Source organism: Thauera sp. (assembly GCF_047601425.1).
Taxonomy (GTDB): domain Bacteria; phylum Pseudomonadota; class Gammaproteobacteria; order Burkholderiales; family Rhodocyclaceae; genus Thauera.
Window position 1 is genome coordinate 56,608 of sequence record NZ_JASGJL010000001.1, and the last position, 14,959, is coordinate 71,566.

At 67.5% G+C, this 14,959-nt stretch carries 15 protein-coding genes, 1 other RNA gene and 2 pseudogenes; 11 read left to right on the forward strand and 7 right to left on the reverse strand.

All coding sequences use genetic code 11. The annotated features are described in order from the left end of the window. Positions 1-2: 2 nt before the first annotated feature. The 3 genes from accB to QM748_RS00315 form a co-directional block, all read right to left on the reverse strand. Entirely contained in the window at positions 3-458 is a 456-nt protein-coding gene (gene accB / locus QM748_RS00305; RefSeq protein ID WP_415245109.1) for an acetyl-CoA carboxylase biotin carboxyl carrier protein, read from the reverse strand. 405 nt (positions 459-863) lie between these two features. After that, on the reverse strand, positions 864-1,409 hold the full coding sequence (locus tag QM748_RS00310) for a TlpA family protein disulfide reductase (RefSeq protein WP_415245110.1): 546 nt from the start codon (positions 1,407-1,409) through the stop codon (positions 864-866). An 11-nt stretch (positions 1,410-1,420) separates the two neighbouring features. Beyond that, entirely contained in the window at positions 1,421-2,026 is a 606-nt protein-coding gene (locus QM748_RS00315) for a hypothetical protein (protein ID WP_415245111.1), read from the reverse strand. A gap of 80 nt (positions 2,027-2,106) precedes the next feature. Here QM748_RS00315 and mpl point away from each other — a divergent pair, with 80 nt between their 5' ends. Beyond that, positions 2,107-3,459: a UDP-N-acetylmuramate:L-alanyl-gamma-D-glutamyl-meso-diaminopimelate ligase gene (mpl, locus tag QM748_RS00320; protein WP_415245112.1), complete on the forward strand. Its 1,353-nt coding sequence runs from the start codon at positions 2,107-2,109 to the stop codon at positions 3,457-3,459. A 43-nt stretch (positions 3,460-3,502) separates the two neighbouring features. Here mpl and QM748_RS00325 read toward each other — a convergent pair whose 3' ends face one another. Genes QM748_RS00325 through QM748_RS00340 form a run of 4 tightly spaced genes read right to left on the reverse strand, consistent with a single transcriptional unit; the run spans position 3,503 to position 5,368 of the window. Beyond that, a complete protein-coding gene (locus tag QM748_RS00325) occupies positions 3,503-4,150 on the reverse strand; it encodes a BON domain-containing protein (protein ID WP_415245113.1) in 648 nt (215 codons plus the stop codon). Continuing rightward, complete coding sequence (locus tag QM748_RS00330; protein WP_415245114.1) at positions 4,150-4,743, reverse strand: SIS domain-containing protein; 594 nt, start codon at positions 4,741-4,743, stop codon at positions 4,150-4,152. Before QM748_RS00330 ends, QM748_RS00325 begins: the two co-directional genes overlap by 1 nt. Before the next feature lie 44 nt (positions 4,744-4,787). Beyond that, positions 4,788-5,216, reverse strand: a complete 429-nt coding sequence (locus tag QM748_RS00335) for a YraN family protein (RefSeq protein ID WP_415245115.1) — start codon at positions 5,214-5,216, stop codon at positions 4,788-4,790. Continuing rightward, positions 5,213-5,368: a hypothetical protein gene (locus QM748_RS00340; protein WP_415248086.1), complete on the reverse strand. Its 156-nt coding sequence runs from the start codon at positions 5,366-5,368 to the stop codon at positions 5,213-5,215. Before QM748_RS00340 ends, QM748_RS00335 begins: the two co-directional genes overlap by 4 nt. Here QM748_RS00340 and rsmI point away from each other — a divergent pair. The 10 genes and pseudogenes from rsmI to QM748_RS00390 all read left to right on the forward strand — a co-directional run bounded on the left by rsmI (position 5,328) and on the right by QM748_RS00390 (position 14,958). Further along, positions 5,328-6,156: pseudogene (gene rsmI, locus QM748_RS00345) on the forward strand (16S rRNA (cytidine(1402)-2'-O)-methyltransferase). The gene QM748_RS00340 and the pseudogene rsmI sit on opposite strands and share 41 nt — an antisense overlap. A gap of 110 nt (positions 6,157-6,266) precedes the next feature. Further along, positions 6,267-7,302: pseudogene (pyrC, locus tag QM748_RS00350) on the forward strand (dihydroorotase). A gap of 10 nt (positions 7,303-7,312) precedes the next feature. Beyond that, positions 7,313-7,750 carry a hypothetical protein gene (locus tag QM748_RS00355; RefSeq protein WP_415245116.1) on the forward strand — a complete coding sequence of 146 codons (438 nt, stop codon included), beginning with the start codon at positions 7,313-7,315 and terminating at the stop codon, positions 7,748-7,750. Between the two features lie 24 nt (positions 7,751-7,774). Next, positions 7,775-8,202, forward strand: an RNA gene (gene rnpB / locus QM748_RS00360) — RNase P RNA component class A. 415 nt (positions 8,203-8,617) lie between these two features. After that, a complete protein-coding gene (mraZ, locus tag QM748_RS00365) occupies positions 8,618-9,061 on the forward strand; it encodes a division/cell wall cluster transcriptional repressor MraZ (protein WP_415245117.1) in 444 nt (147 codons plus the stop codon). A gap of 8 nt (positions 9,062-9,069) precedes the next feature. Then, positions 9,070-10,011 (forward strand): 16S rRNA (cytosine(1402)-N(4))-methyltransferase RsmH, encoded by a 942-nt coding sequence (rsmH, locus tag QM748_RS00370; protein WP_415245118.1) that lies wholly within the window; start codon positions 9,070-9,072, stop codon positions 10,009-10,011. After that, positions 10,008-10,277 carry a cell division protein FtsL gene (ftsL, locus tag QM748_RS00375; protein ID WP_415245119.1) on the forward strand — a complete coding sequence of 90 codons (270 nt, stop codon included), beginning with the start codon at positions 10,008-10,010 and terminating at the stop codon, positions 10,275-10,277. The genes rsmH and ftsL overlap by 4 nt, the downstream gene beginning before the upstream one ends. Next, positions 10,274-12,049 (forward strand): peptidoglycan D,D-transpeptidase FtsI family protein, encoded by a 1,776-nt coding sequence (locus QM748_RS00380; protein ID WP_415245120.1) that lies wholly within the window; start codon positions 10,274-10,276, stop codon positions 12,047-12,049. The genes ftsL and QM748_RS00380 overlap by 4 nt, the downstream gene beginning before the upstream one ends. Further along, positions 12,050-13,549 carry a UDP-N-acetylmuramoyl-L-alanyl-D-glutamate--2,6-diaminopimelate ligase gene (locus tag QM748_RS00385; protein WP_415245121.1) on the forward strand — a complete coding sequence of 500 codons (1,500 nt, stop codon included), beginning with the start codon at positions 12,050-12,052 and terminating at the stop codon, positions 13,547-13,549. Beyond that, positions 13,546-14,958, forward strand: a complete 1,413-nt coding sequence (locus QM748_RS00390; protein WP_415245122.1) for a UDP-N-acetylmuramoyl-tripeptide--D-alanyl-D-alanine ligase — start codon at positions 13,546-13,548, stop codon at positions 14,956-14,958. Before QM748_RS00385 ends, QM748_RS00390 begins: the two co-directional genes overlap by 4 nt. The last annotated feature ends 1 nt before the right edge of the window (position 14,959 follow it).

Genomic DNA, 14,959 nt, shown 5'->3' on the forward strand with positions numbered 1-14,959 from the left:
GATCAGCCGATGATGAAGAGCGGTTGGCCGTATTCGACCGGCTGGCCGTTCTCGACCAGGATGGCCTTGATTACACCGGAGAATTCCGATTCGATCTCATTCATCAGCTTCATTGCTTCGATGATGCACAGGCGGTCGCCTTCGGCGACGGTCTGGCCGACGTTGACCAGCGGCTTGGCTCCGGGTGCCGAGGCGCGGTAGAACGTGCCGACCATCGGCGACTTGACGATCTCGCCTTCGGGCAGCGCGTCCGCCGCGGCTTCGGCGACTGCCGGCGCAGGGACTGCGGCGACCGGGGCCGGTGCGGCAGCCGGAGCGGATGCGACATAGGTGGTCGGCGCGGCCACGCCGATGTGTTTGGCGATGCGGACCTTCTCCTCGCCTTCGGTGACTTCCAGTTCGGAAATTCCGGACTCCTGGACGAGGTCGATGAGTTTCTTCAGCTTGCGCAGATCCATGCTATTTCTCCATGCTTGACGATGCCGCTTGCGAGCGGTGTTCGTCGGCGATCAATGTTCTGGTTTCCGCAGGCATGCGCTGGCCGCTGGGCCGGCAGGCTACGGTGCCCGGATGGGGCGAGGATGGTGATGCAGGACGCAGAAAGGGCAGGGGGCGCCTTGCGACGTCGGCGGTGCAGCGGATGGACGGGCCGCCATCGGCGAGGCTGATGCACGTGGCCGGCACGGCAAAACGAGGCCGCTGCGGCTGATCAGACGCCTTGGAAAGTGGTGCAGCGGGTGCTTGCAGGCGGTCGCCTGCGGGGCCGCGGGCTGCCATGGGGCCGCGTTTTGTACGCTTCATGCCGGCAAGTTTGCAGCAAATCGATGCAAATTGTCCACATCGGCGTTGCCGGGGACGATGTCTCAGGAAGGCAGCAGTGCGCGGATTCTGCTCTCGAGTTCGTCCCGTTTCAAGGTGCCCAGCTTGATGTGGCGCGCCTTGCCGTCGCGATCGATGATGACGGTGAAGGGCAGCGCCCGGGCATCGTTGCCGAAGTTCTTTGCCAGGTTCAAGGTTTCGGGGCCTGCGATCAGCAGAGGGTAGGGGACATCGAACTCGGTGTCGAAGGCGCGAACCTTGTCGAGGCTGTCGATGCTGATGCCGACGAACTGGACCGGCTGGCCGGCAAACGCCTGGCTGGCGGCAGCGAAGTCCGGAATCTCCTTGCGGCAAGGGGGGCACCAGGTCGCCCAGAAATTGGCCACGATGACCTTGCCGCGCCATTGCTCCAGGGCCTGCGGCTGCTCGTCGGTGTCCGGCAGCGTGAGGGCGAACAGGGCATCGATCGCAGTGTCCGGCACGACATGGGTCTGTCCGGCGGGGGCGCCGTTGCGATTGGCGAAATAGCCGGCGATTCCGGCCAGGACGGCGACGGCGAGGATCAGCAGGGTCTGGAGGCTGCGGCTCATCGGTGTGTCCTTCAGGCGTCAGCGGCCGGAGGGCTGTTCTCGGCTTCGAGAAGGGCTTCGACCTGGGCCAGCCGCGCCCGCTCCTGGCCACGCCGGCCGTTGCGTTCGGCGCCGGCGGAGTAGATCGACAGCCGCACCGGTACTTCGTCCCAGTCGAAGCTCAGGATGGCTTCGGGGCTGTTCGGCGCAGGGCGGCGCGGCTCCCGGTGCTCATAGTGGAAGTCCTGGTTGAGGAAGAAGATCTCCACTTCCTTGGCGCTTTCGGGAAAGAGTTCGATTTCCAGTTCGGAATATCGGCCTGCGGTGCCGTCCAGCGCGCCGCCGGTCAGATAAGGGCGGAAGTCGGCGAGCAGGCGCATGACCTCGACCGCGGCGCTGCGCATCTCGTGCAGGCGTTCGGGCTGCTCTTCATCCTGATACAGCGCCTGCCAGGCGCGCAGTTCGGCCTCGATCTCGGTATTCGTCGGCAGGGCCTCGGAGTCGGCCGCGCCGAGCTGCTTGGCGGCCTTGCGCTTGGCGAAGCCGAAGTCGCTGATGCCGTCTTCGGCCATCATGCGGGCTGCCAGCGCGGCGATCTCGCGCCGCAGGGTGCCGTTGGGAGTCGCGTGTGAGGGCATGAGGAGGCTCGGGTAGAATGCGGGCCCATTCTACACGGGCCGGTTTCATCCGGATGACGGCCTCCCGGAGCTTCTTCGCCATGCACATCCACATCCTCGGCATCTGCGGCACCTTCATGGGCGGCGTGGCGCTGCTCGCGCGCGCGGCCGGCCATGTCGTCACCGGCTGCGATGCCAACGTCTATCCGCCGATGAGCACCCAGCTCGAAGAGCAGGGCATCCGCCTGACCGAGGGCTACGATGCCGCGCAGCTCGATCTGGCGCCGGACGTGTTCGTCGTCGGCAATGCGGTGTCGCGCGGCAATCCCCTGCTCGAAGCCATCCTGGACCGCGGCCTGCCCTACGTGTCCGGTCCGCAGTGGCTGGCCGAGCATGTTCTGGCCGGGCGCTGGGTGCTGGCGGTGGCGGGCACCCACGGCAAGACCACGACGACCTCGCTGCTGGCCTGGATGCTGGACGACGCCGGCCTGAATCCCGGTTTCCTGGTCGGCGGCGTGCCGCAGAACTTCGGCGTGTCGGCGCGGCTGACCGAATCGCCGTTCTTCGTCATCGAGGCCGACGAGTACGACACCGCGTTCTGCGACAAGCGTTCCAAGTTCGTCCATTACCGGCCGCGCACCGCGATCCTGAACAATCTCGAATTCGACCACGCCGACATCTTTGCCGACCTGGCGGCGATCGAGACCCAGTTCCACCACCTGGTGCGGACGATCCCGGCGAGCGGAAGGGTGATCGCCAACGGCCGCGAGGACAGCCTGAAGCGGGTGGTCGAGCGCGGCTGCTGGTCCGAGCTGGAATGGTTCAACGATGCGGCGCAATGGCAGGCCGCGGCGGGCGTGTCGGAAGCCGAGGCAGTGTTCAGCCTGGGCGGCAGGGAACTGGGGCGGGTGGAGATGCCGCTGGCGGGCAGCCATAACCGCGAGAACGCGTTGGCGGCGGTCGCCGCGGCGCGCCACGTCGGTGTCACGCCGGCTCAGGCGATCGCCAGCCTGGCGCGCTTCCAGGGCATCAAGCGCAGGCTGGAGCTGCGCGGCACCGCGCGCGGCGTGCGTGTCTATGACGATTTCGCCCACCACCCGACGGCGATCGCGCTGACCGTGGGCGGCTTGCGCCGGCGGGAGCCGCAGGGGCGCATCCTGGCGGTGCTGGAGCCGCGCTCGAACACGATGAAGCTGGGCGTGATGAAGGCCCAACTGCCGGCCAGCCTGGCCGAGGCCGATGCAGTGTTCTGCTACGCGGGCAGTCTGGGCTGGGATGCGGCGGAGGCGCTGTCGCCGCTGGGCGAGCGGGCGCGGGTGCATGAATCGCTGGACCGCCTGGTGGCGGATGTGGCCGCGGCCGCGCAGCCAGGAGATCAGGTGCTGGTGATGAGCAACGGGGGCTTCGGCGGCGTGCATCAGAAACTGCTGGATGCGCTCGCCGCCGCTGCCTGAATGGCGGCAGCCAGGGAGTGGCCGAAGGCCCTCCCTGGGGGGACTACTTGCGCGCGTTGGTCGGATTGTCCAGCCGGCGCGCTTCTTCGTCGCTGATGTATTCGAATACCCGCACCACCTTGCTGACGCCCTTGCTGGTACGGGCGATCTCGGCGGCAGCATCGGCTTCGGCACGGGTGACGATGCCGAGCAGGAAGACGACGTTGGCCTCGGTCACGACCTTGATGTTGTGTGCCGAGAAACGCCCGGCGTCGAGGAAGCGCGCCTTGACGTTGGAGGTGATCAGGGTGTCGTTGCCGCGAGCGGTCAGCGCCGAGTTGGGGCCGACCGCCACTTCGTTGATCACGCCGCGGACGTTGTCGACACCTGCGACCACGCCGTCCAGCTGGCTGCGCACGGTGTCGTTCGCAGCCTCGCCCGTCAGCAGCACGTTGCGGTTGTAGGAGGTGACGTTGACGTGGACGGTGTCGCCGAAGCGTTCTCGGATGCGGCTGGCGACCTTCCATTCGATGCTTTCGTCCTCGACGTAGGAGCCGCTGGTGCGCCGGTCGGCGACCATCGCGGCGCCGGCGCCGACGCCGGTGGCGACCACCGGGAAGCAGCCTTGCAGCAAGGGCAGGGTTCCCGCTGCGGCGAGGCCGAGCAGGAGACGGCGGCGGGACGGGCTGGGGGTATCGTGCGTATGGCGCATCAGTCTTCCACTCCAAGTAATAGACAATCGATGCCGTCGCACAGGCAATGCAGGATCAGCAGGTGCAGTTCCTGGATGCGTGCCGTGCGCTCGGCGGGGGCGCAAAGGTGGATGTCGTCGGGGCCGAGAAGTTCGGCCGTGGTCTTGCTGTCGGCGCCGGTGAGGGCGATGACCCGCATGTCGCGCTCATGGGCGGCGCCGATGGCTTCGAGGATGCGGGGGGAGTCTCCGTGCGCCGACAGCGTCAGCAGGATGTCGCCGGGCTGGCCGAGGGCGAGGATCTGGCGCGACAGCAGGCCTTCGGGTGAGGGGTCGCCGGAGATGGGGGCCAGCGTCGAGGCATCGGCGCTGAGGGCAAAAGCAGCCAGCGAGGGGCGTTCGAGTTCGAAGCCGTTGACAAGCTGGGCGGCGAAGCGCCGTGCGTCGCCGGATGAGCCGCTGCCGCCGCAGACCAGGACTTTGCCGTTGTCGAGCAGGCTGGTCGTGATGATCTCGATCGCGCCTGCGATCGGTGCGGCGAGCATTTCGAGCGCATCGAGCGTGGTGCGTGTGTTGTCCTGGAACTGGCGTGAGATGCGCGCGATGAGGTCCATGTCGCAAGAGTCGTTCGCTGGGGCGGGAAGTCTAGCATGCTGGTTCAGCCGGCATCGAAGGCGCCGCGCAGCCAGGTGATGCAGGCTTCGTCGAGGCCGTCGAGCAGCACGGCGTCGAAACGGCAGGGGGCGGACTGGAAGCGCTGGCCCTGGCCGTTGAGCCACCAGCGCGCCGCCAGCAGAACGCGCCGCTGCTTGGCGGCGGTGATGCTTTCGCCGGCGCCGCCGAAGCGGGTGTTGGTGCGCAGCCGCACTTCGACGAAGACGACGCTGCCGCGTTCCAGGCAGATCAGGTTGACCTCGCCGCCGCGGCAGCGGACGTTGCGGGCGAGGATGCGCAGGCCCCGCGCTTCGAGATGGCGCGCGGCCAGATCCTCGGCGAGCCGGCCGCGCGCTTGCGCCGGCGTTGCGCGGGCGCCGACAATGTCGTCCGTCGTGGCGGGCGCGCGGCTCGTGCGACTGCCCGCCGTCATTCCGGAGTCCTCGCCAGGCGGCGCTCGCGCGCCGCATCCATCGCCATGAACACCATCATTCCCCGCTCCAGCGTCGCGCTGCCCGAAAACCCGCTGTCCAGTACGCCGTCATTGTATGTGGTGGCGACACCGCTCGGAAACATCGGCGACATGGGCTTGCGCGCGCTCGCAGTGTTGAAGGCGGTTGAACATCGTCGCTGCCGAGGACACCCGCCACAGCCAGCGCCTGCTCGATGCCTTCGGCGTGGAGACGCGCATGCTGGCGGTGCATCAGCACAACGAGCAGGAAGCGGCCGGCCGCCTGATCGCGCTGCTCGAGGCCGGGCAGCAGGTGGCATTCATCACCGACGCCGGCACGCCGGCGGTGTCCGATCCTGGCGCACGGCTGGTGGCGCGGGTGCGCGAGGCGGGCTTTCCGGTGGTGCCGGTGCCGGGCGCCTGTGCGGCGATTGCAGCGCTGTCGGTGGCGGGGCTGGCCGAAGGCGGCTTCCGCTTCGTCGGTTTCCTGCCGGCGAAGTCGGCGGCCCGCCTGGCGGCCTTGCAGCCGCTGGGCGACGAGGCCGCGGCGATGGTGTTCTACGAGGCTCCGCACCGCATCGCGGAATGTGTGGCCGATCTGGCAGAGGTCTTCGGCGGCGAACGGGAGATCTTGATCGCGCGCGAGATGACCAAGCTGCATGAGCAGATCGTGCGCATGCCGCTGACCGAAACCGCGGCCTGGTTCGCCGCCGATCCGAACCGCAGCCGCGGCGAGTTCGTCCTCGTGCTGGCCGGCAAGCCCGCGGGCGAGGGGCTGGACGCCGAAGCCGAGCGGGTGCTGGTCCTGCTGCTCCGCGAATTGCCGGTGAAGAGTGCCGCCCGGCTTGCTGCGGACATCACCGGCGCATCCAGGAATGCACTGTATGCGCGAGCGCTTGCGCTGCGCGGGGAGCGCGGCTGAGGGGCCGACCGTGCAGATGCGGCATATGGCTGCCGCATGCGGCAGGATGCACGCTCAAGCCGGAGTCGAGCGCCTATAATCTGCGTTCCGGCTTCAAGGATATCTCCACAATGCAATCGATCACCCTGGTCCGCCCCGACGACTGGCACCTCCATGTACGCGACGATGCCGCGCTCGCCGCCGTGGTTCCGCATACGGCCGAACGCTTCGGCCGGGCGCTGATCATGCCGAACCTGAAGCCGCCGGTGACGACCACCGCACAGGCCCTGGCCTATCGCGAGCGCATCCTGGCCGCGGTGCCGGGTACGCGCTTCAAGCCCTTGATGAGCCTGTACCTGACCGACAACCTGCCGCCCGACGAGATCGACCGGGCCGTCGAGTCCGGCCACGTCGTCGCCGCCAAGCTCTATCCCGCCGGCGCCACGACCAACTCCGACGCCGGCGTGACGGCGGTTCGACAAGATCTACCCGGTGCTCGAGCGCATGGAAAAGCGCGGTCTGGTGCTGTGCGTGCATGGCGAGGCGACGGGTGCCGACGTCGATGTGTTCGACCGCGAGCGGGTCTTCATCGAGCGCACGCTGTCGCCGCTGGTGCGGCGTTTCCCGGGGCTGAAGATCGTCTTCGAGCACATCACCACCGCCGAGGCCGCCCAGTTCGTGCGCGCGGCGGGCAGCCACGTCGCCGCCACCGTCACCGCGCACCACCTGCTGCTGAATCGCAATGCCATCTTCCAGGGCGGCATCCGTCCCCACCATTACTGCCTGCCGGTGCTCAAGCGTGAATCCCACCGCGAGGCACTGCTCGCCGCCGTCACCTCCGGCAGCACGCGCTTCTTCCTTGGCACCGATTCGGCGCCGCATGCGCGCAGCACCAAGGAAAACGCCTGTGGCTGCGCGGGCTGCTACACCTCCCATGCCGGTATCGAGCTGTATGCCGAGGCCTTCGACGCTGCCGGCGCGCTGGACAAGCTCGAGGCCTTCGCCAGCCTCAATGGCCCGGCTTTCTACGGTTTCCCGCCCAACGTCGACACCATCACGCTGCAGCGCGAGGAGTGGACGGTGCCGGCGGCCTATCCCTATCTCGGCGACGATCCGCTGGTGCCCTTGCGCGCCGGCGAGACGGTCGCCTGGAAACTGCTTGCCTGAGGGGGCATTCATGCGGATTCATCTCGCCCGTTTGGCCCGGGTGCTGGCGGTGCTTGGCGTGTTGCCGGTGCTGGCAGCCTGCGAGAACAGCGCGACCGCCTACATGGTTAACGGCAAGGATCATGCGCTGATCCTGGTGCGCGAGCAGAAATTCTTCTGGGACAGCGATCTCAAGCAGGCGGTGATCGCCTCGCGCCTGCCCAAGTGCCAGAAGCGGGTCAGCATCCATCCGGGCTCGACCACGCTGGTCGAAATGCGGGTGTACGAGGCGGGCGACCGGTTGTGGGCGCTGCAGCAGGGCCCTTACTGGTATCTGGCCAGCACCGACGTGTGCCGCGTGCAGGACTGGGCCAATCCCGACGGCAAACCGCCGGGTTCCTGGGTCGGCAGTTTCGTGCTCAAGGACGGCGCACCGGCTTTCGTGGCCGCGCCGGCGAACCAGGACTGAAGTCCCGCGTATAATCCGCCGCTGGAAGTTCGCCAGGCAGTCGCTGCGCACCTCGTCGTGCGTGGAGGAAAGTCCGGGCCCCGCAGAGCAGGATGCCGGCTAACGGCCGGGCGCCGTGAGGCGACGGAAAGTGCAACAGAGAGCAGACCGCCGATGGCCGTCGCAAGACGGATCAGGCAAGGGTGAAACGGTGCCGCGGCATGCGCAAGCAGGCTGCGGGCCGATGCGAAAGCATCGGCGGGTAAGAGCCCACCGCAGGACTGGCAACAGGACTGGCACGGCAAACCCCATCCGGGGCAAGGCCAAATAGGGGAGCATTGGCGTGGCTCGCGTCGCTCCCGGGTAGGCTGCTAGAGCGCCACGGCGACGTGGCGCCCAGAGGAATGACTGCCCGATGCCGCCGGCTTGCCGGCGGTGTTCGACAGAACCCGGCTTATCGGCGAACTTCCCTTCGAATTCAGTTCGTTTCTCCGTTCCGGCGTCCGTCCGGAACGGCAGGCTGTGCAGCTCCGCGCGGCTGTCGTCTGCGCATTCCCCCATTCCGGTTTTCATCGTTCGTGGCGGCTGCTTGTGGGCCGGCCCTCCGGGGCCGATCCAGGCCTCGTCGTGGGCTTTTTTCCCCACTTCCTCCCACTTGGCTGGCGGCCCGGCGCAAGTTCACCTGTTTTCGCATGTCGATACATGATCTGCCTTGATTTTTCAGGGTTTATCCGGTCTTTGCCGATGTGGCATAAGTCATTGTGTCACAAAGAAAATCCTGATTCTTCAGCTTGACCGGGTAAAGCCTTTCCACTAAAGTGGGGTCAAGTGGAAAAAAGTGGGGAAAAGTGTCGATAGGGCGCTTCCCCAATCCGGTCAGGGGGGTCAATGTTCCAGGGAGCCGCTGCGCTCAATCTCGATGCCAAGGGTCGCCTCGCGATCCCTGCGCGGCATCGCGATGCCCTGGCCGTCGAAAACGGCCAGGTGGTGCTGACCGCCCATCCCCATGGCTGCCTGCTCGTCTATCCGGTGCCCGCCTGGGTGCCGATCCGTGACAGGGTGCTGGCCGCGCCCGGCCTGGACCCGACTTCCGCCATGCTCAAGCGCCTGCTCGTGGGCTTCGCCCAGGAGGAATCCCTCGATGCCGCCGGCCGTGTGCTGGTGGCGCCGTCGCTGCGCCAGTTCGCCAAGCTCGACAAGCAGGTCTGGCTGGTGGGCCAGGGCAGCCACTTCGAACTGTGGTCCGACGAGGGCTGGCAGCAGCAGCAGCAGGCCATGCTGGCGCTGATGAATGCGGGCCTGCCGCCCGGCTTCGAGAATCTGGCGCTGTGAGCACCGCGATGAGTGCTGCCGCTGCTGTCCATGTCACCGTGCTGCTGAAGGAGGCGGTCGATGCGCTCGACGTCAAGCCGGACGGGGTCTACGTCGATGGCACCTTCGGCCGTGGCGGGCACAGCCGCGCCGTGCTCGAGCGGCTCGGGCCGGCGGGGAGGCTGATTGCCTTCGACCGTGATCCGGCGGCGATTGCCGCGGGCCGGACGCTGGGCGATGCACGGCTGACGCTGGTGCACGAGGCTTTCGGCTCGCTGGACGAAATGCTGGGGGAGCTGGGTGTGGCGCAGGTGGATGGGGTGTTGCTGGATCTGGGGGTGTCTTCACCCCAGCTTGATGAGGCAGCGCGGGGCATGAGCTTTCGCTTCGATGCACCGCTGGACATGCGTATGGATACCAGCCGCGGGCAGACCGTGGCGGGCTGGCTGGCGGAAGCGTCCGTCGGCCAGATGACGGAGGTGATCAGGGATTATGGCGAGGAACGGTTTGCTCATGCGATTGCAAAGGCGATTGCAGCTGCTCGGACAGGGGGGGCTGTTGCAACCACTGGACAACTTGCCGCGATCGTGGAAAAAGCGGTCCGTACACGCGAGCCGGGGCAGCACCCGGCGACACGCACCTTCCAGGCTCTACGGATTTTCATCAATCAGGAGCTCGAGGAGCTGACGCGCGTGCTGCCTGCCTGCGTGAATCGTCTCGCTGCGGGCGGCCGGCTGGTGGTGATCAGCTTTCATTCCCTCGAAGACCGCATCGTCAAGCGTTTCATGCGTGACGAGTCCCGCCCGCCGGTGCTGCCGGCGAGGCTGCCGATCCGTGCCGCCGAGCTGCCGCCGCCCCGCCTGCGTCTGGTCGGCAAGGCGCAGCGGCCGGGCGATGCGGAAGTGGCGGGCAACCCCCGTTCGCGCAGTGCGGTGATGCGGGTGGCCGAGCGCGCCGGGAGCGAAGCATGAAGATGCGCTTCGATGCCGTGCTGGTGGCGCTGACGGTGGCGAGCGCGCTGGGCGTGATCTCCGCCCAGCATCAGGCCCGCAAGCTGTATGCGGAGTTCGAGCGCGAGCAGGCGCGGGCGCACAGCCTCGAAGTGGAATGGGGGCAGTTGCAACTTGAACAAAGCACCTGGGCAGCGCATGCCCGGGTGGAAAAACTGGCGCGGGAAAGGCTGGGCATGCGCCCGCCCGTGCAAGGCCAGGTGCTGGTGGTGGAGCCGTCATCATGAAGAAGAGCCGACGCGGGGTCGCCTTCAATCACAACCCTCTGCTCAAGCGCGAGCTGCCGATGTGGCGTCCGCGCTTCCTGCTGCTCGCGCTGCTGGCGGGGTCGATGACCCTGGCCGGGCGCGCGCTGTACCTGCAGGGCGTCAATAACGATTTCCTGCAGGCCAAGGGCGAGTCGCGCTATGCGCGCACGATCGAGATTCCGGCCACGCGCGGCCGCATCACCGACCGCCATGGCGACATGCTGGCGGTCAGCACGCCGGTGCGCTCGGTATGGGCGATCCCGGCCGACACCAAGCTCGAGCCTGCGCAGGCGCGGGAACTGGCGCGAGTGCTGGAAATGGATGTGCGTGAGCTGAACGAGAAGCTCGCCACCCAGCGTGATTTCGTCTATCTGAAACGCCAGCTGTCGCCGGAAGTGGCGCAGAGCATCGCCGATCTCGAACTGCCCGGTATCCATCAGCAGCGTGAGTTCCGCCGTTATTACCCGGGCGGCGAGGTGATGGCGCACATTCTCGGTTTCACCAATGTCGAGGATCAGGGGCAGGAAGGCATCGAACTGGCCTTCGACAAGCAGCTCGCCGGCGTGCCCGGTCTGCGCCGCGTGATCAAGGACCGCCGCGGCCAGATCATCGAAGGCGCCGAGGCGGTCCGCCCGCCGCGTGAAGGCGAAGAGGTGGCGCTGTCGATCGACGGCAAGATCCAGTACCTCGCCTGGTCGGCGCTGCGCGACACGATGAAGGAGCACAAGGCCAAGGCTGGGGCGGCGGTGGTCATCGATTCGCGCACCGGCGAGATCCTCGCGATGGTGAACGCGCCGACCTTCAATCCGAACAACCGCCGCAACCTGACCGGCGAGCAACTGCGCAATCGCGTGTTCACCGACAGTTTCGAGCCGGGCTCGATCATGAAGCCCTTCATTGCCGGGCTTGCGCTCGATCGCGGCAAGGTCAGGCCGACCACGCTGATCGACGCGACTGCGGGCCGCATGACGATCGGCACTGCGACGATCTCGGATTCGCATCGCCACGACAAGCCGATGACCGTCGCCGAAGTCATCCAGAAGTCGTCGAACATCGGCACGGTCAAGCTCGCCCAGTATTTCTCGCCGACCGAGATGTGGCAGCTGTTCGATGATCTGGGTTTCGGCAAGCCGCTCAATCTCGGCTTTCCCGGCGAGAGCGGCGGACGGCTGCGTCCGGCCAGGAGCTGGAAGCCGATCGAGCAGGCGACGATGTCCTATGGCCACGGTATTTCGGTGAGCCTGATCCAGATGGCGCGCGCCTATCTCGCCTTTGCGCGCGATGGCGAACTCGTGCCCTTGTCGCTGACCCGTGTCGAAGGCGCGCCCAGCAATGGGCGGCGGATTTTCTCGGTGGAAACCACGCGGGCGGTGCGCGCGATGCTGGAGTCGGTAACGCAGGCCGGCGGCACCGCGACCAAGGCGCAGGTGGCCGGCTACCGTGTCGGCGGCAAGACCGGTACCGCGCTGAAGATCGAGAACGGCCGCTACGTCAAGCGCTATGTCGCTTCCTTCGTCGGCTTTGCGCCGGTGTCGAATCCGCGTCTCGTCGTCGCCGTCATGATCGACGAGCCGAGTGCCGGCAGCTACTACGCCGGTACCGTGGTCGGGCCGCTGTTCTCGCGAATCATGGAAGGTTCGCTGCGCTCGCTCGGCGTGGCGCCGGACGCGCCGCTGACGCCGCTGCAGCTGGCTCGCCGCCAGGGTGAAGAAGGCGAAGCTGGCGCCGGTGTGGTGCGGGAGAGCATGTAAATGGGGAAGGTCGCGTCGATCCTGGCCTGCCTGCGCGCGGCGGGTGTGGAGCCTGCCGGCATCACCGCCGATTCGCGCAAGCTTGGTGCCGGCGAGGTGTTCGCGGCATGGCCGGGTTTCCGCACCGACGGCCGGCGCTACCTGGCTTCGGCGGTCGAGGGCGGCGCCGCGGCCGTGCTGTGGGAGAGCGGCGATGGCTTCGCGCCCGGACACCTGCCGGTACCGTCGCTGCCGGTCGAAGGGCTGCGCGAGATCGCAGGGCATCTTGCCCACGAGATCTACGGCCATCCGTCCGAGAAGCTCTGGCTGGCGGGAGTGACCGGGACCAACGGCAAGACGACGGTGAGCCAGATGATCGCAGCCGCGCTGCAGGGCGTGGGAACGCGCTGCGGCATCGTCGGCACGCTCGGCAACGGCTTCGCCGGGGAACTGCAGAGCGCGCTCAACACCACGCCCGACGCGCTGGAACTGCATCGTCTGCTGGCCGGCTTTCTTGCTGCCGGAGCGGGTGCGGCAGTGATGGAAGTGTCGTCGATCGGCCTCGACCAGGGCAGGGTGAACGGTGCCTGCTTCGATGCAGTGATCTTCACCAACCTGAGCCGCGACCATCTCGATTACCACGGCTCGATGGAAGCCTATGGCGAGGCCAAGTCCCGTCTGTTCACGCTGGCCGGCAGTGCGACCGCGATCGTCAATATCGACGATCCGTTCGGCTTGATGCTGGCGAGGCGCCTGGTCGGCGAAGGCCGTGAGGTGATCGCCTGCACGCTGTACCAAGTCAATGTCGATGCGGTGCCCGGTGCGCGCGTGCTGTTTGGCGACAGGCTGCAGTCGTCCGCCACCGGTTTCCGCTTCGTGTTGAACTGGGACGGACGTACGGCCGACGTCCAGGTACGCGTGGTCGGGCATTTCAACGTTTCCAACCTGTTGTTGGTCGCCGCGGCTTTGCTGGCTCGCGGCTTGCCCTTCGACGAAGTGCTTCCTCATCTGGCACGCCTGCAGCCGCCGGAAGGGCGCATGCAGTTGGTGGGAGGAGTCTGCGAGCCGCTGATCGTGATCGACTATGCGCATACGCCCGATGCGCTCGCCCAGGTGCTGGAGTCGTTGCGCCCGACGGTGCAGTCGCGCCGCGGCAGGCTGGTGTGCGTGTTCGGCTGCGGCGGTGACCGCGATCCGGGCAAGCGGCCGATCATGGGCGAGGTGGCACGCCAGCTGGCGGATCGCGTCATCGTCACCAGCGACAATCCGCGTACCGAGGATCCGCAGAACATCCTCGAAGCGGTTGCGGCCGGCGCCGGGCCGGCGGCCGAGCGGATCGTCGACCGCGCCCGGGCGATCGCTTTCGCCGTCGCCGAGGCGGCGGCGGACGACGTGGTGCTCATCGCCGGCAAGGGCCATGAGCCCTACCAGGAAATCCACGGCCGCCGGCTGCCGTTCTCCGATCTTGAACAGGCCGATCTTGCCTTGCGCGCCTGGCATACCCGAGGTGCCCAGCGATGATGAGCCTGCAGGACGCGGCCCGGGCACTTGCTGCACACGGTGCGCAGGCCATCGGCACGGCCCGCTTTGGCAGCGTCGGTACCGACAGCCGGGCGCTGGTGCCCGGTCAGTTGTTCGTTGCGCTGCGCGGCGAGCGTTTCGACGGCCACGCTTTCGTCGGCACCGCGGCCGAGGCCGGCGCCGCGGCGGCGCTGGTCGATGCGTGCTGGCTCGCCGAAAACCCGGAGCCGGCGTTGCCGGTGGTGGCGGTTGACGACACCCGGCTCGCGCTCGGCACCCTGGCTGCTGCCTGGCGTGCGCGCTTCGCGCTGCCGCTGATCGGCGTCACCGGCAGCAATGGCAAGACCACGGTCAAGGAAATGTGTGCGGCGATCCTGCGCACCCAGGCCAGGCACGAGGGCTTCGGCGACGAGTCGGTGCTGGCGACGCACGGCAACCTGAACAACGACATCGGCATGCCGCTGACCCTGCTCGGCCTGCGCGAATTCCATCGCGCCGCGGTGATCGAGATGGGCATGAACCACCCGGGCGAGATCACGTACCTCACCGCGCTGGCGCAGCCGACGGTGGCGATCGTCACCAACGCCCAGCGCGCCCATTTGCAGGGCATGGGTACGCTGGAGGACGTTGCCCGGGAAAAAGGTGCGATCTACGGCGGGCTCGGTGCAGCCGGCGTTGCCGTGATCAATGCCGACGATCCGCATGCGGACGACTGGCGCAGCCTCAATGGCGGGCGCCGGATTGTGACATTCGGTATCGATCGGGCTGCCGACGTCCGTGGACAGGCTACCCTTCGCGGCCTTGGCTCGCGGGTGATACTCGACACGCCGCAGGGCCGCATCGAATTCGCGCTCCAGGTGCCCGGGCTGCACAACGTGCGCAATGCCATCGGCGCTGCTGCGGCCTGCCTGGCTGCGGGCGCGGCGCCTGCAGCGGTGGCCGAAGGGCTGACGGCATTTGCCGGCAGCCGCGGCCGCCTGCAGCGGCGCGAGGGCGTGAATGGCGCGGTGATCCTGGACGATTCCTACAACGCCAACCCCGATTCCGTACGTGCCGGGATCGACGTGCTGGCGGCCATGCCGGGCCATACCTGGCTGGTCTTGGGCGACATGGGCGAAGTGGGCGAGACCAGCGCCCAGGTGCATGACGAGATCGGCGGCTACGCCAAGAGCAAGGGCATCGACGGCCTGTTCGGGCTGGGCGAGATGACGGCGGTGGCGGTGCGCAATTTCGGCGAGGGCGGGCGTCACTTCGGCTCGCCCGAGGCGCTGGCCCGGGCGCTGTCGGCACGGCTCGATGCGGACTCGGTGGTGTTGGTGAAAGGCTCGCGCTTCATGCGCATGGAAAGAGTGGCGGATGCGCTTGCGGCAGTGCACAATTCCGCCCCTTCGAACGGAACCGGCTCCTGAC